This is a genomic window from Streptomyces sp. NRRL F-2580, from assembly GCF_000720115.1.
Taxonomy (GTDB): domain Bacteria; phylum Actinomycetota; class Actinomycetes; order Streptomycetales; family Streptomycetaceae; genus Streptomyces.
In genome coordinates this window covers 83,013-100,976 of sequence record NZ_JOIR01000028.1, presented here as the reverse complement: position 1 = coordinate 100,976, position 17,964 = coordinate 83,013, and the positions used below count along the sequence as shown (strand labels likewise).

The following is a 17,964-nucleotide window of genomic DNA, read 5'->3' as shown; positions in this document are numbered from 1 at the left end:
GACAGGAGCGCGGAGCGGCCCGGTGAGCCGCTCCGCGCTCCTGTCGCGGGGCGCTCCGTCAGAAGGAGGTCCAGGTGAAGGCCACGTCGTCGCCGGGCTTCAGCTTGAACAGGCGGCCGCCGACCGGGGTCGGGATGCCGTTGACCGGCTGCACGGTGAGGGTCACGTTGACCGCCCGGTTGGTGCTCGGGGCGGCCTCGGGGTGCGCGACGGCCGGCGCCGTGGCGAGGGCGAGACCGAGGACCGCTCGTCGGCCTGGCGGTGAGCGCCGCGCGCAAGGACGCCCCCGACTTCGGCCGCCGTACCAAGGTGGCCGCGGAGGCGTCCCCACGAACCGGCAGCCGTTCGCGGCGCGTGTAGGGCCGGAGGTCGGGCCGGTGTCAGAACCGCCCGGGTCCGGACGGGATCGGCAGCGGCTTCGACGGGGCCAGGGTCCCGCGCTGCCGCGCACCGTTCGGCGGGTTCTGGCAGGTCACGTCCTGGGCGGGCAGTTTGCCCGTGGTCAGGTACGCGTGGACCGGCGCGTTGGCGCAGGAGGTGGGGTCGGCGAGGTACACGCCGTGGCCCTCACCGCCGGCGGCCAGCACCATCCGCGAGCCCTTGAGGGCGCGGTGCAGGCCCTGCCCGCTGACGAGCGGGGTCTGTGAGTCCCACTCGTTCTGCACGGTCAGCACGTTCGCCCTCTTGTTCATCGGGGTGGCCGCCTCCACCGGCCGGTCCCAGAAGGCGCACGGCTTGATGTTGGACGCGAAGTCCCCGTACAGGGGGTACCTGGCCTTGTCCTTCGCCGCGTCCCGCTCGTACTGCTCGGTGTAGCGGGGCCAGTTGCCCGTGTCCCCGCACACCACGGCCCAGAACACGGCGGTGCCGTTGTCCGAGGCGGGATCGGCCGCCGCGCCGCCGGTCAGCAGCCGCTTCAGCTCCGTCACGGTCATGCCCTCGGGCAGCGGCCTGCCCTCGGCCGCGGCCTTCAGGGCCACGACCAGGGGAGTGGCCTGCGCCGGGTAGAAGAACACCCCGCGCGCGGAGCGGATCATGTCCCCGTCGACCTTCATGCCCTCGAGGTCGATGGGCTCCTTGTCGGCGCGCGCCACCAGCTCCCAGAACGTCTCGGACACGGCCTTCGGGCTGTCGCCCAGCCCGTACTCCGCCGCCCGCTGCGCCGCCCACTGGGTCCACCGGGCGAAGGCCGGCTCGGCCTCGGTGGCCCAGACCTGGATCATGCCGCGCCAGATCCGCTGCGGGTCCACACCGCTGTCGAGCACGAAGCGGTCCGTGCGGTCCGGGAACATCTGCGCGTACACCGCGCCGAGGTAGGTCCCGTACGAGTAGCCCAGGTACGAGAGCTTGCGCTCGCCCAGCACCGCGCGGATCGTGTCCATGTCGCGCGCCGTGTTGCGGGTGGTGATGTACGGGAGCACCGAACCGGCCTTCTCGCGGCACTTGTCGGCGATGGTGCGGGCCCACGTCACGTCGGAGCCGAAGGTCTCCGGACGGTAGGCGCGGTCGAAGTTCTGTTCGGCCTCGTCCAGTCCGCAGGTGATCGGGGCGCTGGCGCCGGCTCCGCGCGGATCGAAGCCGATGAGGTCGTACTGGTCCCGGACCTCCTTGGGCATCGCCTCGTTCATCATCAGCGGCAGGTCGAGCCCGGAACCGCCGGGGCCGCCGGGGTTCAGCAGCATGGCGCCGTGCCGCTTGGCCGGGTTCTCGCTCTTGATCCGGGATATCGCGAGGTCGATCGTGCGCCCGTCGGGACGCCGGTAGTCGAGCGGAACCTTGAGCGTGGCGCACTCGTACGAGGCCGGCTGTTCGGGGCTGCAACGGTGCCAGGCGGGCTTCTGCCGCAGGTGGTCCGCCGCGGGGGCGGCCGATGCCTGGGTCGCCGACAGCAGGGGCACGGTGGAGGCGAGCAGTCCGGCGGCGGTGAGCAGTGGTGCGAAGCGTTTCAGGAGCACGAAGGCGTTCCTTTCGGTGAAGTCGCTTACAGCACCACCTTGTTGCACGCGCTGCCCGGCCGAATCATCCCGAAGGGTCGTGCCTTGTGCTCCTCGCGAACGAGCTGACATCAGGACAACTGGCCGACACGCCACGGGGTTCAGGGGTGGGTGGAGTGCTCGGCATGATCGGAGGGCTGGGGATGCTCGGAAGATCCGGGGTGTTCGGAGGATCCGGCGTGCTCGGAGGGGCCGGCGTGCGTGTCGCCCTTCTCCAGGGAGCCGCCGAGCCGGCCGCGCACCACCGCCAGGGCGTCCTCCGTCCCCGCGGTGACGACCCAGCGGTCCCCGACCAGGTAGAGGCCGCCGTACATCCGGGCCTCGGTCAGCCAGGAGCGCAGCCCCTGCTCGGCGGCGAAGGTGACCATGCGGTAGGGGCCACCCTGTTCGGTCTGGCAGCCCCCTTGCCGCAACTCGTCGGCCTGCACGCTCACTTCGGCCGTGCAGCCGATGGCCGCGGCGATCTCCTCGATCGAGGTGCCGCGCGGGGAGGTCGAGGTCTGCTGCGCGGAGTTCGAGGTGCGGTGCGCGGCCGTCTGCCCGGCGCCGCAGCCGCCGCACAGAAGGGCCGTGAGGCACAGCGCGGCGAGGGTCGCACGTGGCGGGCCCGTGCGCCGGGTGCGGCGGTCGGTGGACAAGGGCATGGCGACCTCTCTGGCTGGTCGGGACGGGGGTCGTGGTGCCCGGGTGGGGAGGGGGCCCGGGCACCACGCGTCGAGGGGCGGGCAGGGCGGTCGGGTGCGGCGGGGGACCGTGCCGGGTGGGGCCGGTCCGCTCCGCTCCGGTCCTAGCCGGTGACCTTCGCCTTCTTGCCCTTGTCGGTGACGGCGAACCAGAGGCCCTTGTTGTTGTGGCCGCTGATGTCCCCGGGTTCCTTGTCACCGGTGAACGTGTAGACCGGCCAGCAGTCGATCGTCAATTGCTCGGTGCCGTCGGGCCGCTTCACCTTGCCCACCAATTCGGCGGCAATTCCGGTCACATTTGCCTTGTCGACGGGCTTTGCGGGCTTCCAGGTGTCCGTGCAGCCGTCCACGCAGCCGATTTTCATCGGCCAGGCACTGTCCTTGTCGAACCGGTAGAGCGTCCGGCCCTCGGCGTCCGAGATGATGGGGCCGAGCTGGGCATTCTGATTGACGCTGAGTTCGGATTTCTCCTCCGCCGCGCCGCCGCCCTTTCCGCTGTCCGCGCCGCCGCTCTTGGCCGGAGCGGCCGGCTTTCCGTCCGGTCCCAGCACGTGCCAGGTCCCGCCGACCCCCTCGCCGAGCGAGTCGCCCGCCTTGGTGTCCTTCGCGTAGCGGTACACGGGCCATCCCGCGAGCGTCAGCTGCCGGGTGCCGTCGGCCCGGGCGACCGAGCCGAGGAGGCTCTTGTCGATCCCCTCACCTGCCGAGACGTCGTCCGCGGAGACGGCGGGCCAGGCCGTGGCGCAGTCCCCTTCACAGTTGGACTTGGGGGGCTTGGGCGTGTCCTTGTCGAACCGGTAGAGAGTGAATCCCTGACTGTCGGCGACGCCCGAACCGACCGTCCCGACATCCTGCACCTTCAGCTGCCCGGCCGGACCGTTCTTGCCGGCCGCGCCCGACGGGTCGGCCCCGGATCCGCTTCCGTAGACGTCGTCGTAACCATTCCCGACCTGTTTGCTGTCGCCCACCGGCTGGACCGATGTCCCCTTTCCCGAGTAATTGTCCCCGCTGCCGCATGCGGCCGTCAGCATCAGTACCGCGACCGCCGACCCGGCGAATATCTCACGACGCATCCTCTTCATGGTCTCTCCTTCAGGTTCGGTTCCGCGTTTTCTTGCCCCCGGTAATTGATACGGGGCGACGGGCGACGGAAGCAGAATTCCCTGGGAATTTGTCAGATCGCGCCAAGATTGAACCCGGCGCAATGGTTCAGTCCTGGATGCGCAGGGCAAGGGCTGGGCAGCGCCGCACCGCGCGCAGCGCCTTCGGCCGCAGCCGCCCCGGCACCGGCATGGACGCCTGCGCCGGAAAGCCGTCCGCGTCGAGCCGTACGACGTCGGGCAGGATGTCCACGCACAGCCCGTGCCCCCTGCACAGGGTCCAGTCCACGACCAGCCGCTCCGGACTCTCGTCCTCGGGCAGCGGCAGCGCCCCCAGCACCCGCCGGCCGCACCCGCTGCCGAGGGCGTGGTCCCGGAACTCGTCCGGGAACACGCTGAGCGCCGAGGCCACGAAGCGCGAGGTGCCGTCGGGATGGCTGCACGCACCGCGGCCCAGGACCGCCTTGAGCCGCGCCTCCACCATGTCGAGGGCGGTTCTGCCCCCTCCCCGGATCGCGTCCTCCAGTACGTCGGCCAGTGAGGGCAGCCCCCGCACGCACGGGCCGCACTGGCCGGCCGACTCGTTCGCCATCCAGCGGGTCACCCGCGCCACCTCGCCGGCCGGACAGGTGTCCTCGGGCAGCGGCAGTACCGCCCCCGCCCCCAGCCGGGCGCCGAGCGAGTCGAGGGACTGCCGGGACACCTCCGCGGCGCGGGCGGACCCCGGATCGAGCCATTTGCCGTGATAGCCGCCGACCAGGACGCCCTGGCCGGGATCGGTGCCGCACAGGTCTAGGATGTACGAGAGCGCGGCCCCGGTCGGCGTCTCGACGACGGTGGTGCCGGCGACGGTCAGCAGGACGGTGCCCGGCTCGTTCGGCAGGCCGGTCGTACGGTAGTCCAGCGCGCCGAGCCGTGCGGCGACGGCGAGTTGGGCGAAGGTCTCGGTGTTGGACAGCAGGGTGGGCATGCCGCCCAGGCCCCGTTCGCTGGTCCGCACCTTCTGTCCGGACGGCAGCGTGTCACCTCCGTTGAGGCCGTTGATGTGGGCGGTTCCCTCTCCGGTGACGAACCGCTCGGGGAGCATCGCCACCCGCACCCGGCGGCCGGCCGGGCCGCGTTCCGCGATGGCGGCCCGCACCGACTGTTCCACGTCCGTCCGGGTGACCCCCACCACGACGTCGTCGGCGGAGATCGCGGCGGCGGCCAGCAGGGCCCCGTCGAGCACCAGATGGGGGGCGTGCAGCAGAAGCGCCGTGTCCTTGAGGCAACTCGGTTCGCCCTCACTGCCGTTGACGACGACCGCGGTCTGTCCGTCCCCGCCCCGGGCCGACCGCATGACGGCGCGCAGTTTCCGGGCGAAGGGGAAGCCCGCCCCGCCGCGGCCCCGCAGGTCGATGTTGTCGGAGAGGTCGACCAGTTCGTCCGGCCGGTACCGGGGCAGCGAGCCGTGGGCGGTCAGATGGGCGACGCGGTCGAGCCTGGGCGCCTGGTCGAGCCCGGCCAGCAGCCTGGGGGCGCCCACGCAGCCCAGGCTGGGGGTCGGAAGGCCGGTCACAGCCACCGGTCCCCGGTGGCGACCTGCTCGCCGTTCGCGCCGAGGCCGCCGCCGGCCCGGCTCGGGGCGTACACGGCGGCGCGGGGCGGGTCGTCGGGCCGGGGCGGCGGGGCCGGCCGGTCGATGGCGACCGGACGCGTACCCCGTCTCGGCCGGGGCACGGCCGCCAGTACGACGGACGGCTGTGGCGCGGTCTGTGGGCTGGCCGGCCGGGACGGTACGTCGTCCATACGGGACTTGAGGCGGAACGCGAGCACTCCGGCGACGCCGGCCAGGCACAGCGCGTAGGCCGCCGTGACCCAGACGTCGGCGGGCCGGCCCGCCTTCAGTCCGTGCACCAGGGACGCGCCCCAGGCGGGATAGGCCCCGAAGTGCAGGGCCCGCCACCACAGGGAGCGGCCCTTGGTGGCGAACGCGCTGCGCACGGCACCGGATATCGCCACGGCGAGGAAGAGGTATCCGGCCAGCGAGCCGAGGCCGATCAGGACCGGCTGGCCGACGTCCGTGAACGGCACCGCCGCGGAGGCGGCCGTCGTGCGCTGCTCCGCGATCTTGACCCAGATGTGGAGGGCCAGGAAACCCAGCCCCGCCACCGCGAGGCCGCGGTGCACCCCTTGGGCGAGCAGCCGGTGGCCCGACCCCAGCAGGAGCCGGTCGCTGGCCACCAGCCCCCACAGGACGGTGGAGGTGAGCGAGACGAGCGAGAGCACGCCCGCCCCGTAGTCGAGGAAGTCCCACAGCTGGGTCAGTGCGCCCGCGCGGGCGGCCACGACGAGGGAGACGACGGCCGCGCCGACGGCGCTGATCACACCGGGGCGCAGTCTGCCCGCGGTGGGAAGGAGGGAGGGCCGCCGCACGGCCCGCCGGCCGGCGGCCGGCGCCGTGGCCGCTGCCGCGTGACGGCTTCTGCGGCGGGCTCTGTGTGAGCGGGACATGTGAGGCTGGGGCAGGGGCATCCAGTTCTCCTGTGCGCCTGGGCTCCGAGCGCTCCACCTGGCGCTCGGGCACCCGGGGGTCGTTGTGTCCTCTGTGCCCGGCAGCGCTGTGAAACTCCGCGCCGGCCGAGGGAACTTGGGGCCGGAGTGCAGCAGCATCGTGGAGCTGCACACCAGCTCCACGGGATTTATCGAAACGTGATAATTTCTCGCACCGCGTCTCCGACGCATCGAACAACACCGGAAGATTCCCCTCCAGCGGAGGTTGCGACTGGCCACCGCGCCGCCTGCCACCTACGCGTCCCGGACGGCAAAATCGCCGCAAAATTACGGGACCGTAAGTGGCCGGACCTCTCCAGGAGGGAGTACGAGGGCCGCAACTCCAGTGCCAGACAAGGATGTTGGCGCAGGGGGCAACCTCGGCGGGCTTGTCGCTCTTCCCCGGACAAGCCTCACCCCGGCACGAACGAGGAAAACGATGTGCGAACTTCTGAACCGCATCTGGTCCCGCCCGCGTGGCGAGTGGACCCGCGTCCTGCGCAAAGAACTGCCCGCGCTGGCCGCCGAGATAGTGGAGGAGCTTCTGCATGGAATTCCGGAATTTTCCGCACTTATCGATGACAACGATGCCATCGATGACGAGTTGCTCAGGCAGTGCGTGGAAGAGGCTCTCCTCACCGCGCTCGGCTACCAGGAGCAAACCCGGGAACAGACACCGGACGAGGACGAGGACCAGGACCGGGACGAGGACCCGGACGAGGACCCGGACGAGAGCGAGGACGACATCGCGGACACGGACATGGACACGGTTGGAGTCGGGGCCGAGACCAAGGCCGGGACCAAGGCCCGGATCAGGGCCGGAATCCCCCTCCAGAGGAACGACGAGTGCGAGGTCACGCACGAAGGCCGCTACGAGGTCGTCCGTGAGGGCGTTCGCGAGGGCGCCCGAGAGAGCGCCCGAGCGGGCGGCGACGCGGGCGACCGCGCGCGTGAGGACCTCTTCAACGCCCTCACCGACGACCGCGCCGCTTGCGAGAGTTCCCTCGTCGAACTCGCCGAGGCGGCCGGCTGGCCCCTCCCCCCGGCCGTACGGGCCATCGTGCCGGCCTCGCCCGTCGAGGCCCAGCAGCTCGCCGCCGTACTGGCCGACGCCCTCACCGGCACGTTCGCGGGCCGGCCGTGCCTGCTGGTGCCCAGCCTCGACCCGGACACCCGCGCCCCTCTGGACCAGCTGCTCCGCGGCCGGTTCGCGGCCGTGGGCCACGCGGTCCCGCTCCGGGACACGGCCTCCTCGCTGCGCTGGGCGCTGCGCCTGTTCGCCCTGACCCCCGCCCGCCCGGGGCTGGAGCTGCGGGCCGTGTTCGTGGACGACCACCTCTCGACCCTGCTGCTGCTCCAGGACGAACCGCTCGCCCACGCGCTGGCCGCCCGGTGGCTGCGGCCGCTGGCCGACCTGACCCCGCGCCAGAGCGAGCGCCTGGAGGTGACCCTGCTCGCCTGGCTGGAGGGCGGCGGCGCCCCCGAGGCCGCCAAGGCCCTGAGCGTGCACCCGCAGACCGTGCGCTACCGCATGCGCCAGCTGGAGAAGCTCTTCGGCACCGGCCTGCGCGACCCCCGTACCCGCTTCGAACTGGAGATGGCCCTGCGCAGCCGCCGGCTGATGGCCCAGGTGCGACGCCAGCACTCGCGCGTGAGCCGCAGGGCGGCGCGCGTGATCACCGCCGACTTCACCCCCCTTGTCGTCGGACGCATGGCCCGCGTCAACGGACTCTGAACGGCATCCGAAAACGACATCGAAACGGCATCTGAACCGCGAACAGCCCGGCCCGGCCCCGTCGTCACGGGGCCGGGCCGGGCTGTTGTGTGCGGTGTTGGCCCGAAGTCGGCTCCGGGCCAACACCTTTCCCGGGGCTGGGCGCGGTGGTGGGGGTGAGGAGCGCCCGGCCCCGGGAGCAGAAGGGCCCGTACCGGCCCGGATCTCAAGGAACCGGACCGGTACGGACCAGGGCGGTCAGGGGGTCAGCGGCAGGTGCGCCCGTCGTTGATGCAGCTCACGGCCTTGTTCATCAGGCCGTTCGACATCACGTTGATGAAGTCGTCGTGGTCGGTCACCGGCTTGTGCAGCTGCTCGGGGAAGCTGTCCACGGCGAAGCGGGCACCCGGCGCCACCCCGTACGTGAGGCGCATGACCAGCTGCGGAATGGCCTTGAAGCCCTTCTGGCAACGGCCGTTCTTGTCCGGGAAGGCCACGTGCGTCCGGTGGTTGGCGCTGTCGACGTTCCGGCCGTCCCAGCAGCTCTGGAAGGTGAAGGTGCGGACCACGTCACTGCCCTTGGGGCAGACCGGGTACTTGTCCTTCAACTGGCGGTTCTCGAAGCCGGTGCAGCTCCAGGAGGCGTTGGCGTTGGCGTTGCCGTTGGTGAAGGCCTTGGCGTCACCGGTGATGATGCGCAGGAAGCGGGGCATCGCGGTGACTTTGTCGGCGGGGCTGCCCTTGAAGGTGATCGACACCTGCTTCGGCTTGAGGATGGTGCCGACGTTGGCGTCCTGGCCGCCGCCGGGAGCCTTGGCGTCCCGCTCGGCCTTGCCGTCGCGCAGTCGCAGCACGGGCCAGTAGTAGCTCGACTGGTCACCGTTGCCGCAGGTGGTGCCGGAGGCGGCGAGGCTGTCGTTGGTGGAGAAGGCGTCGGTGGTCTGGTTGCCCACGTAGTCGTGCATGTGGTGGGCGCCGTTGGAGACGCCGGGCGCGACGATCACGTTGTCGGGGTTGAAGTGGCCGTTCTCGTTGCGGCCGCACTGCGAGCTGAAGGACCCCTTGGAGGCGTTCCCCGACGCGGCGGGGGTGCGTACGTTCGGCTTGACCTTGTTGATGCTGACGAAGTCGCTCTTCGCCGGGCCGCCCTTCTGCCCGCCGGCGCCGCTCTTGGCAGCGGCGTTCAGGTCGCCCCCGCCGCCTGCCTGGCCGTCGTTCGCGACGGGTGCCTCCTTCATCGTGCAGGCGCCCAACGACTTTATCTCCTGGGGGGGTTGGCCGCCGCGGCCGATCGCGTCGGCCATGCCGGAGATGGTCTTGTCCCGCTGCTGCCTGAGCTCACCGAGAAGGGCGTCGCCCTTCGCCTCGCCGGCGGCGAGGCGCCGGTAGGCGTCGGCCACCTGGTCGTCCAGCTTGGCGAGGCCCTCGTCCACCTCGGTCTTGGCCTGCTCGGGCACCGCGGTGATCTTGTCCCCGACGTCGGGACAGTCGATGGTGGCCGCCAGCTTCGTCGTGCGGTCGCCCTCCTGGCCCGCGGACGCGTTTCCGGCGACGATGGCGACCCCGCCGCCGCCCAGCACGAGGGCGGACACCACGGCCAGGAGCTTGTTCGACAACCGGGGGCGTTTGTGGCCCTTTTGACTCATGCGATCACTTCACTTCGTCGTTCGGACATTGTCGGAGAGCGTGTCGAAGTCGACCAGTCCGCTGTCTTCGAGGACCGTGATGTGGTCCAGGACCGTGGCGTTGGCGGACGTGGCGAGGGCTCGCACCATGGAGTTGCGGGTCTGCGCCCGTATCCCCGCCAGCAGTGCGAAGACCTTTCCGTGCGCTCGGCGCAGCAGCTGGACGAACAGTCGTTCGTACTCGTCCCCCTTGGCGCGGGTCAGCTGGCCCAGCCATTCCTGCTGCTGCGCGGACGGCTGGTTGGGCAGATCGACGCCGAGGGCCTGGCCGACCTGGATGACCTGCCGGTCCAGCTCGGTGTGGCCCTCGACGAGGTGCTCCCCGGCCGTGCGGATCGCTGGGCGCGACCCGCGCTGCTGGGCCTGCCGTCCTGCGGGCAGTTCCCACAGCCCGGCGAGCCGTACCTTGCGGACGAAGTCCCGGTCCGCGGCCGTCAGCGGTCCGTACGCGGTGCTCACCGTCCCGCCGCCGTCGTCGTCGCCCGCGGCCGGACCCGCTGCGGCGGCCGAGGCGGTGCTGCCGAATCGGTCCACGGGTATCAGCAGGGCGATCAGGGTGAGGGCAAGCGCGGTGATGACGACACCGCTTCCGATCGTGTATCTCGTGGCCACTGACAGGCCGCTGAAAGATCTCCGCCGCAATGACAGCACTGTGCCTCCTCGCTCCATGGGCCGGGAAAGTGGCGGGGCAGGAGGGGCCGCACGTGCCGTGCGGTGCACACCCGCATTCCCGGGGGTGTCACGGGACGCTAGTGCCAGGCGTGGCGCGGCTGCGGGAGGACATCACCATCGGACAAACATCCCGGCGGTCCCGGGAAAGGCTGCTATCTTGCCGCGGCGCGCGCCGAGCAGGACGGCCACGGCGGGACTTGCTCCTCGTTCACGTAGTAGGCCAGGGGCCGGGCCGGGGGCGCAAGGTCGAGTCCCGGCCGCGTCGCGTTTCGATACTCGGACGGGGCGACGCCCCCGCGGCGGTTTGCGGCTTGCGGTGGCGCGGAGCCCCCGCTTTAATAAATGAACGAGCATTTATTAATGAGGTGTGGCGCTGTGGGACGTCCCCGAGGGGTCGACGACGCGGTGATCCTGCGCGCCGCGGCCCAGGTCATGGGCCGGGTAGGTCCGGCCGGGCTGACGCTGGCCGCCGTCGCGCGCGAGGTCGGGCTGGTGCCCGGCACCCTCGTGCAGCGCTTCGGATCGAAGCGCGGTCTGCTCCTGGCCCTCGCCGCCCAGTCCGCGAAGGACGCGGGCGAACGGGCCGGCCGGGTGCGCCGGGAACACGCCTCGGCGCTCGGAGCCCTGGCGGCGCTCACGGCGGAATCGGTGGCCGGGATGGACACGCCGGAGACCTTCGCCCACCATCTCGCGTTCCTGTGCACGGACCTCGCCGATCCGCAGCTCTACGCGCACGCCCTGGCCGTTCACCAGGCCCAGGGGCGGGCGGTCGAGGCGCTGCTGGCGGAGGCGGCGGAGGCCGGTGAGCTGCGCGCCGGAACGGACGTCGCGGCGCTGGCCCGCACCGTGCGGGCGATCACCGCCGGAGCGGGACTGACCTGGGCGCTCGACCGCCGCGGCACCCTCGCGCAGCGGCTCCGGCAGGAGCTCGACACCGTACTGCTCCCGCACATCCCGCCCCACCCCGACCACGACCCGGAGGAATCACCATGACCGACACACGCCCGCTGGCAGGGAAGGTGGCCCTCGTCGCCGGCGCCACCCGGGGCGGCGGACGGGGCATAGCCGTCGAGCTCGGTGCCGCCGGCGCGACGGTGTACGTCACGGGCCGCAGCGGCGTCGGCGGGCGCTCCGACCTGAACCGCCCGGAGACGATCGAGCAGACCGCCGAGCAGGTCACCGCCGCGGGCGGCCTGGGCATCCCCGCCCGCACCGACCACAGCCGTCCCGACGAGGTGGAGGCCCTCGTCGACAGGATCGCCGCGGAGCAGGACGGGCGGCTCGACATCCTGGTCAACTCCGTGTGGGGCGGAGACCCGCTGACCGACTGGGAACACCCCTTGTGGGAGCAGGACCTGGAGACCGGGCTCCGGCTGCTGCGGCAGGCGGTGGAGACCCATGTCATCACCAGCCGGTTCGCGCTCCCCCTCATGGTCGCGCGCAAGAGCGGCCTGGTCGTGGAGGTCACCGACGGCAACACCGCCCGCTACCGCGGCACGTTCTTCTACGACCTGGCGAAGTCCGCCGTGATCCGTCTCGCCGTCGCGCAGGCGGCCGAGCTCAAGCCGCACGGTGTCGCGGCCGTGGCCATCACGCCCGGCTTCCTGCGCTCGGAGGCCCTGCTGGAACACTTCGGCGTCACCGAGGCCAACTGGCGCGACGGCGCCGCCCAGGACCCGAACTTCGCCCACTCCGAGACCCCCGCCTACCTCGGCCGGGCGGTCGCCGCGCTGGCGGCCGACCCCCGGATCATGACCAAGACCGGACGCGCCCTCGCCACGTGGGGCCTGTACCAGGAGTACGGATTCACCGACGCCGACGGCACGCAACCGGACTTCGCCGCCCACTGGGCCCGGAACCTGCAAGAGGAATACGGGCCCCTGGGCGACCCGCTCTGACGGCCGGGTGATGGTCCGTCAAGCTCCATTGTCAGTGCCTCCCCATAGTGTGGAGACATCACTCGGGGAGCCTCGAAAAGGAGCGCAGACATGTCCGCCAACAAAATCCAGCACAAGGTGAACCACGTCGCGCTGGTAGTGGACAGTTCGGGTTCCATGCATCAGCACCAGCACCAACTCATTCGTGTCGTGGACGAGTTTGTCGCGGGCCTGAAGGCCGAATCGGACAGCCTCGGTCATGAGACCAGGATCAGCCTCTATTCCTTCGACCACAGGGTGGAGAACCTGGTCTGGGACATGGACGTGAAGCACCTTCCGTCCATGCGGGGTCTGTACAAGGTCAACAATGGCGCCACGGCCCTCATCGAAGCCTCCCTGAAGTCCCTGGACGACCTGGGACACATCTGGGAGGAGTACGGCGAGCACAGTTTCCTCCAGATCGTGGTGACGGACGGCGAGGAGAACGCCTCCGGCGGCGACCGCCGGCACGACGGCGACATGACCATCCTCGGCCCCTGGCTCGACAGGATCGCCGCGAAGATGGGCGCGCTTCCGGGCCACTGGACCTCGGCGATCCTGGTCCCGAACTCCCTGGCGAAGCGCACCGCGCAGAACTACGGCTTCCCGGCGGGCAACATCGCCATCTGGGACGCGGATTCCCAGGAGGGCGTCGAGGAGGCGATCGGCACCGTCCGCGCCGCGGCCACCAGCTTCCTCCGGGGCCGCGAGCAGGGCGTGCGCGGCACGAAGAACCTCTTCGCGGTCGGCCAGGACATCTCGGTCGACGACGTGCGGGCGAACCTCGAACCGGTCCCGGCCGACAAGTACCGCCTCCTGAAGGTCGACACCGAGGTCGAGATCCGGTCCTTCGTCGACTCGCACCCGGGCGTGACGTACGAACGCGGATCCTGCTACTACCAGCTGGGCACCCGGGTCCAGGTCCAGCCCGACAAGGAAGTCATCGTCGTCGAGAAGGACACGGACCGCGCCTATACGGGCGACGCGGCCCGGAGCCTTCTCTTCGGCACGGGAATCCAGGGAACGGTCTCGGTAAAGGCGGGCCGCAATCCCAAGTTGGAGGTCTACGTGCAGAGCCGTTCGGTGAACCGGAAGCTCAAGCCGAAGACCCGTCTGCTCGTCATGCTCTGAAAGGAAGAGGGCAAAGTGCGGAAACCGTCGACGGACGCGGCCGTGATGCTGCTCGGGGTGCGCATTGGAGGGCGAGTGGCGGGATCTTTCCGATCCGGACACGGAAGACGCCTGGCTCGCCCATCTCCGGTTCGGCCGACCGCTACGTGCAGGTCCACTGCGAGCTCCGATACGGACTCACACCCGCCCTGCAAGCCCTTGGAAGCCTCGACTCGTGGTTCTTCCACGGCGCGGGCGACGATGTCGACGCTTGGGCCCAAGGGCTGAGCGAGCGGCCAGCCTGGACGGCGCTCGCATGCTCAAGCCCGCCGGGATCAGGGTGTACCAGGAGCAGGTGTAGCCGCGCGGTCCCGCGCGGTCGGGCGGAGCCGAGGGCGCTCGCACCCGCAGGCGCCAGCCGGGCGGGTGGTTCCCGCAGGCGGGTGCGAGGGGGTCCGTGCGAGCCGGATCACGGGGTCCTACGGTCGGTCTCGGGCGGTTCCCTCCGGGCCGCACGACACGTCCACGTAAGAGGTCGAACCTTCATGACTCTCAGCATCCGCAACCAGATCGCAGGCACCGTCCTCGCCGTCACCGTCGGCGAGGCCATGGCGACGGTCAAGGTCCGGCTGGACGGGGGGCAGGAAATCACCGCGGCCGTCACCGCCGACGCCGTCAAGGACCTCGGTCTCACCGCGGGCTCCGGCGTCAAGGCGCTCGTCAAGGCCACCGAGGTGGCCCTGGCCACCGGCCCGGTCGAGAACATCTCCATCCGCAACCAGCTGACCGGCACGGTCTCCGACATCGCCACCGGCCCGGCCATGGCCGCCGTGAAGGTGAACGTGAACGGCGGCCACCTGACCGCGGCCGTCACCGCCGACGCGGTCGGCGCGCTCGGACTGTCCGCCGGATCGCAGGTCGTCGTGCTGATCAAGTCGACCGAGATCTCCCTCGCCACCGCCTGATCCCCGGCCGGAGGTCCGGCGCCGCCAGAGCGCCGAACCACACGTGCGTGACGGCGCTGACGTAGCGCGCCCCGCACCGGTCCGAGGAGACCACCAGCTGCGCCCCCGCCCCGTCGAGGTCCTCCCCGTCGAGGCGGGTGGCGAGCAGCACCGGGCTGGCGTCGAAGTCCTCGTCGAGCTCGGCCCAGGGAGACGGCGAAGGGCTCGCCGACGCTGTGGAACATGACGGCCGGACAGCCGGGCGCCCGGCGGGCCGGGCCCTGCTACGTCAGGTCGATGTGGACCTCGGTGGACTTCACCCGGGCCGTCACCGTCGCCCCGACCGTGATGCCGAGCTCCTCGACCGACTCCCCGGTCACCACGGACACCACCCCGGTGCGGACCCGACTGGATCTCCACCTGCCCACGTCGTCGGGCTGCACGGCGGTGACGATCCCGGCGAAGGAGTTGCGGACGGACGTGACGACCGTGCCCGACGGCAGGGGGTGCAGCCCGGCGACACGGTCCTTGGCGAAGGCGGCGAGGACCACCCCGTCGACGATCCGCGATCCGTCCGGACCGGGGCCGGCCGGCAGCCGTCCCGTCTCGGCCCACCGGCGGACGGTCTCGGGGCTCACGCGCAGCAACTGGGCGGCCTGCCCCATGGAATACGACGGCACGCCCGCGGCATAGGGGGTGCCCCGCCGGTCCCGCCGTGCGGGAGGCCGAGAGGGCAAAGAAAAAGGCAAGGAGGTCGAAACCACTCCTTGCCACTCTCAACTTATAGCGCACCGGGGGGCTTGCGGCAAGGCCCCGGCCGTGAGGCAAACTTCGCGGACCGAGCTCCGACCTGCAGAAACGGGAGATCCACCACGTGTGTGCGCTGTTGTCGAGTTGTCCGTCGTACGACCTCGGATCGGAGCTGATGCCGTGAACTCCCTGACCACAACCAGCGCGTTCGACCTTCCCGACCGCCTCTCCGACAAGGCCGACGCGGCGCTGGTCGCCCGCGACGAGCAGCACTTCGCGGCCATCTCGGAGAGCCTCGCCCAGTCGATCGCCGAACTGTCCGACCGCCTGGAGGCCGCGCGCAAGGCACCCGGCGGCATCGGCCGCGAGGCGATGGACCGGGACGCGGAGATCCACCGCCTGACCAGCCGCCTGCGCACCTTGCGCCGCTTCGGCCTGGACCTGTGCCTGGGGCACGTCGTCGGTGCCGACGACGCCGAGCCCGTGTACATCGGACGCCTCGGCCTCACCGACAGTACCGGCCACCGGCTGCTGGTCGACTGGCGTTCCCCCGCGGCCGAGCCGTTCTTCGCGGCGACCCACGCGAATCCGATGGGCCTGGCGAGCCGCCGCCGGTACCGCTGGACCCGCGGTCGGATCAGCGACTACTGGGACGAGGTGTTCACCGCCGACGGGCTCGAAGGGCACGCCGCACTCGACGACCAGTCCGCCTTCATCGCCAGCCTGGGCACCAACCGCTCGCCGCGGATGCGCGACGTGCTCGCCACCATCCAGGCCGACCAGGACGCCGTCATCCGGGCGGGATCCCGCGGCGCCCTCGTCGTCGACGGCGGTCCGGGCACCGGCAAGACCGTCGTCGCCCTGCACCGCGCCGCGCACCTGCTCTACTCCGACCCCCGCCTCGGCCACCGCCGCGGCGGCGTGCTCTTCGTCGGTCCGCACGAGCCCTACCTGGCCTACGTCGCCGACGTCCTGCCCAGCCTCGGCGAGGAGGGCGTGCAGACCTGCACCCTGCGCGACCTCGTCGCCGAAGGGGCCGCGGCGGCGGTCGAGACCGACGCGGACGTGGCCCGGCTGAAGTCGTCCGCCGGCCTGGTGAAGGCGATCGAGGCGGCCGTCCGCATCCACGAGGAGCCGCCCACCGAGGGGATGGAGGTCGAGACCCCCTGGTCCGACCTGTGGCTGAGCGCAGACGACTGGGCGGTGGCGTTCGACGCGGTGGAGTCCGGCACCCCGCACAACGAGGCGCACGACCAGATCCGCGAGGAGCTGGCCACGATCCTGATGGACAAGGACGACAGCGACGCCCCGCCCCACCTGCTGCGGAGGGTGCTGCTCCAGGACCGGGAGCTGCTCAAGGCCCTCCACCGGGCGTGGCCGATGATCGAGGCGACCGACCTCGTCGCGGACCTCTGGTCGGTCCCCGCCTACCTGCGCAAGTGCGCTCCCTGGCTCGGCCCCGACGAGGTGCGCGCGCTGCAGCGTACGGACACCCACGCCTGGACGGTGTCCGACCTGCCGCTCCTGGACGCGGCCCGCCAGCGGCTCGGCGACGCGGAGGCCTCCGTACGCAAGCGGCGGCACGACGCGGCCGTCGCCGCCGAACGGGCGCGCCGGTCCGACGCCATCGACAGCCTGCTGCAGAACGTCGTGCTCGACGAGAGCGAGGGCGCGGTGGGGATGCTGCACGGAGCGGACCTGCAGGACACCCTGGTCGATGAGAGCGCGCTGCCGTGCACCGAACCGGACCTCCTGGCCGGCCCGTTCGCCCACATCGTCGTGGACGAGGCCCAGGAACTGACCGACGCGGAGTGGCAGATGCTGCTGCTGCGCTGCCCGTCCCGCAGCTTCACCATCGTCGGCGACCGCGCCCAGGCCCGCCAGGGGTTCACGGAGTCGTGGCGGGAACGGCTCGAACGGGTCGGGCTCGACCGGATCGAGGTGGCCTCCCTGAGCGTCAACTACCGGACGCCGGAAGAGGTCATGGCGTACGCCGAGCCGGCGATCCGCGCCGCGCTCCCGGACGCCAACGTGCCGACCTCCATCCGCAGCAGCGGGATCCCCGTCGCGCACGGCTCCGTCGCGGAGCTGGACTCGATCCTCGACACGTGGCTCGCCGCGCACGCCGAGGGGGTCGCCTGTGTCATCGCCACCGGCGACGTCGGCGACGGCGCGGTCCGGCCGACGTCGCGCGTCCGGTCGCTGACGCCGGAGCTGACGAAGGGGCTCGAATTCGACCTCGTCGTCCTCATCGACCCGCAGACCTTCGGCGAGGGTGTCGAGGGAGCCGTCAGCCGCTACGTCGCGATGACCCGCGCGACCCAGCAGCTCGTGATCCTCACGAGCTCCTAGTTCGGTGCCATGTCGTAGGTGACCCACATGGTGCGGGTGGCCACCTGGTCGTACTTCGACCGCGCGCGGTGGTTGTCGTCCGCGGTGATCCAGCGGACGACGCTCCAGCCGCGCTGGGCCGCGAGTTCGCGCAGGGCGCCCAGCAGCCGGTCGGCGGCGCCCGAGCCGCGGTGCTCGGGCGCCACGAACAGGTCGTCGAGGAAGCAGCCGACCGTCGCGGAGAGCGGCCGGGCGAACGGGCGGTAGTGGGCCAGCCCGAGGAGGCGGCCGGAGGAGTCCTCGGCGACCAGGGCGCCGACCTCGTGGCCGGGGTCGGTCACCCAGGACCACACGGTGGCCGCGGCCTCCTCGGTCTGCTCCACCCGATAGAAGTCGGCGTAGCCGCGGTAGAGGGTGCGCCACTGGGCGAAGTCCTCGGCCCGTACGGCACGCACGTTGATGTCGGACATGTGGCGGGGCTCCCGTGATCGAAGGAACGCGGTGGTGGAGGAGCGCACGCGCTCCTCCACCGG

At 71.4% G+C, this 17,964-nt stretch carries 16 protein-coding genes and 1 pseudogene; 6 read left to right on the top strand and 11 right to left on the bottom strand.

Features of this window, described 5'->3' with window-relative positions:
• Nucleotides 1-58: 58 nt before the first annotated feature.
• From IF88_RS47385 to IF88_RS40900, 6 genes are all read right to left on the bottom strand, one after another.
• Nucleotides 59-166, bottom strand: coding sequence for a DUF4430 domain-containing protein (locus IF88_RS47385; RefSeq protein WP_234323713.1), 108 nt, complete (start codon nt 164-166; stop codon nt 59-61).
• A 214-nt stretch (nt 167-380) separates the two neighbouring features.
• Nucleotides 381-1,955, bottom strand: coding sequence for an alpha/beta hydrolase (locus IF88_RS0126810; RefSeq protein ID WP_030717722.1), 1,575 nt, complete (start codon nt 1,953-1,955; stop codon nt 381-383).
• A 140-nt stretch (nt 1,956-2,095) separates the two neighbouring features.
• On the bottom strand, nt 2,096-2,638 hold the full coding sequence (locus IF88_RS40905) for a hypothetical protein (RefSeq protein ID WP_051837605.1): 543 nt from the start codon (nt 2,636-2,638) through the stop codon (nt 2,096-2,098).
• Nucleotides 2,639-2,781: 143 nt separating this feature from the next.
• Complete coding sequence (locus tag IF88_RS0126800; RefSeq protein ID WP_037807136.1) at nt 2,782-3,759, bottom strand: SCO0930 family lipoprotein; 978 nt, start codon at nt 3,757-3,759, stop codon at nt 2,782-2,784.
• A 127-nt stretch (nt 3,760-3,886) separates the two neighbouring features.
• Nucleotides 3,887-5,302 (bottom strand): NADH-ubiquinone oxidoreductase-F iron-sulfur binding region domain-containing protein, encoded by a 1,416-nt coding sequence (locus IF88_RS0126795; RefSeq protein ID WP_324617212.1) that lies wholly within the window; start codon nt 5,300-5,302, stop codon nt 3,887-3,889.
• 29 nt (nt 5,303-5,331) lie between these two features.
• A complete protein-coding gene (locus IF88_RS40900) occupies nt 5,332-6,144 on the bottom strand; it encodes a hypothetical protein (RefSeq protein ID WP_063754846.1) in 813 nt (270 codons plus the stop codon).
• A gap of 604 nt (nt 6,145-6,748) precedes the next feature.
• On the opposite strand from IF88_RS40900, the gene IF88_RS0126785 reads away from it, so the two are divergent.
• Entirely contained in the window at nt 6,749-8,044 is a 1,296-nt protein-coding gene (locus IF88_RS0126785; protein ID WP_030717701.1) for a PucR family transcriptional regulator, read from the top strand.
• Nucleotides 8,045-8,289: 245 nt separating this feature from the next.
• On the opposite strand, the gene IF88_RS0126780 is transcribed toward IF88_RS0126785, so the two are convergent.
• Together IF88_RS0126780 and IF88_RS0126775 are read right to left on the bottom strand one after the other, a co-directional pair.
• Nucleotides 8,290-9,669, bottom strand: coding sequence for a DUF1996 domain-containing protein (locus IF88_RS0126780; RefSeq protein ID WP_030717699.1), 1,380 nt, complete (start codon nt 9,667-9,669; stop codon nt 8,290-8,292).
• A gap of 9 nt (nt 9,670-9,678) precedes the next feature.
• The gene (locus tag IF88_RS0126775; protein ID WP_324617211.1) at nt 9,679-10,320 is read right to left on the bottom strand and encodes a DUF4142 domain-containing protein; all 642 of its coding nucleotides are present in this window, start codon (nt 10,318-10,320) and stop codon (nt 9,679-9,681) included.
• 435 nt (nt 10,321-10,755) lie between these two features.
• On the opposite strand from IF88_RS0126775, the gene IF88_RS0126770 reads away from it, so the two are divergent.
• The 4 genes from IF88_RS0126770 to IF88_RS0126755 all read left to right on the top strand — a co-directional run bounded on the left by IF88_RS0126770 (nt 10,756) and on the right by IF88_RS0126755 (nt 14,371).
• Nucleotides 10,756-11,373 (top strand): helix-turn-helix domain-containing protein, encoded by a 618-nt coding sequence (locus tag IF88_RS0126770; RefSeq protein WP_234323712.1) that lies wholly within the window; start codon nt 10,756-10,758, stop codon nt 11,371-11,373.
• The gene (locus tag IF88_RS0126765) at nt 11,370-12,278 is read left to right on the top strand and encodes an SDR family oxidoreductase (protein WP_030717689.1); all 909 of its coding nucleotides are present in this window, start codon (nt 11,370-11,372) and stop codon (nt 12,276-12,278) included. The genes IF88_RS0126770 and IF88_RS0126765 overlap by 4 nt, the downstream gene beginning before the upstream one ends.
• A gap of 90 nt (nt 12,279-12,368) precedes the next feature.
• On the top strand, nt 12,369-13,427 hold the full coding sequence (locus tag IF88_RS0126760; RefSeq protein WP_030717686.1) for a VWA domain-containing protein: 1,059 nt from the start codon (nt 12,369-12,371) through the stop codon (nt 13,425-13,427).
• A gap of 524 nt (nt 13,428-13,951) precedes the next feature.
• A complete protein-coding gene (locus IF88_RS0126755; RefSeq protein WP_030717683.1) occupies nt 13,952-14,371 on the top strand; it encodes a TOBE domain-containing protein in 420 nt (139 codons plus the stop codon).
• Here the strand turns inward: IF88_RS0126755 and IF88_RS48285 are convergent.
• Nucleotides 14,337-14,558, bottom strand: a pseudogene (locus tag IF88_RS48285) (molybdopterin-dependent oxidoreductase); the annotation flags it as partial. The gene IF88_RS0126755 and the pseudogene IF88_RS48285 overlap by 35 nt on opposite strands.
• A 76-nt stretch (nt 14,559-14,634) precedes the next feature.
• Complete coding sequence (locus IF88_RS40895) at nt 14,635-15,030, bottom strand: TOBE domain-containing protein (protein ID WP_234323711.1); 396 nt, start codon at nt 15,028-15,030, stop codon at nt 14,635-14,637.
• A gap of 250 nt (nt 15,031-15,280) precedes the next feature.
• Between IF88_RS40895 and helR the strand changes: the two genes are divergently transcribed.
• Entirely contained in the window at nt 15,281-17,452 is a 2,172-nt protein-coding gene (gene helR, locus IF88_RS0126740; protein WP_030717676.1) for an RNA polymerase recycling motor ATPase HelR, read from the top strand.
• On the opposite strand, the gene IF88_RS0126735 is transcribed toward helR, so the two are convergent.
• The gene (locus IF88_RS0126735; RefSeq protein WP_030717673.1) at nt 17,449-17,901 is read right to left on the bottom strand and encodes a GNAT family N-acetyltransferase; all 453 of its coding nucleotides are present in this window, start codon (nt 17,899-17,901) and stop codon (nt 17,449-17,451) included. The genes helR and IF88_RS0126735 overlap by 4 nt on opposite strands.
• Nucleotides 17,902-17,964 lie beyond the last annotated feature (63 nt).

What these genes read in the sequence shown, in the direction of transcription:
- IF88_RS40905 (WP_051837605.1), bottom strand. Translation starts at nt 2,638, where the DNA reads ATGCCCTTGTCCACCGACCGCCGCACCCGGCGCACGGGCCCGCCACGT.
- IF88_RS0126800 (WP_037807136.1), bottom strand. Translation starts at nt 3,759, where the DNA reads ATGAAGAGGATGCGTCGTGAGATATTCGCCGGGTCGGCGGTCGCGGTA.
- IF88_RS0126785 (WP_030717701.1), top strand. Translation starts at nt 6,749, where the DNA reads ATGTGCGAACTTCTGAACCGCATCTGGTCCCGCCCGCGTGGCGAGTGG.
- IF88_RS0126780 (WP_030717699.1), bottom strand. Translation starts at nt 9,669, where the DNA reads ATGAGTCAAAAGGGCCACAAACGCCCCCGGTTGTCGAACAAGCTCCTG.
- IF88_RS0126765 (WP_030717689.1), top strand. Translation starts at nt 11,370, where the DNA reads ATGACCGACACACGCCCGCTGGCAGGGAAGGTGGCCCTCGTCGCCGGC.
- IF88_RS0126760 (WP_030717686.1), top strand. Translation starts at nt 12,369, where the DNA reads ATGTCCGCCAACAAAATCCAGCACAAGGTGAACCACGTCGCGCTGGTA.
- IF88_RS0126755 (WP_030717683.1), top strand. Translation starts at nt 13,952, where the DNA reads ATGACTCTCAGCATCCGCAACCAGATCGCAGGCACCGTCCTCGCCGTC.
- IF88_RS0126735 (WP_030717673.1), bottom strand. Translation starts at nt 17,901, where the DNA reads ATGTCCGACATCAACGTGCGTGCCGTACGGGCCGAGGACTTCGCCCAG.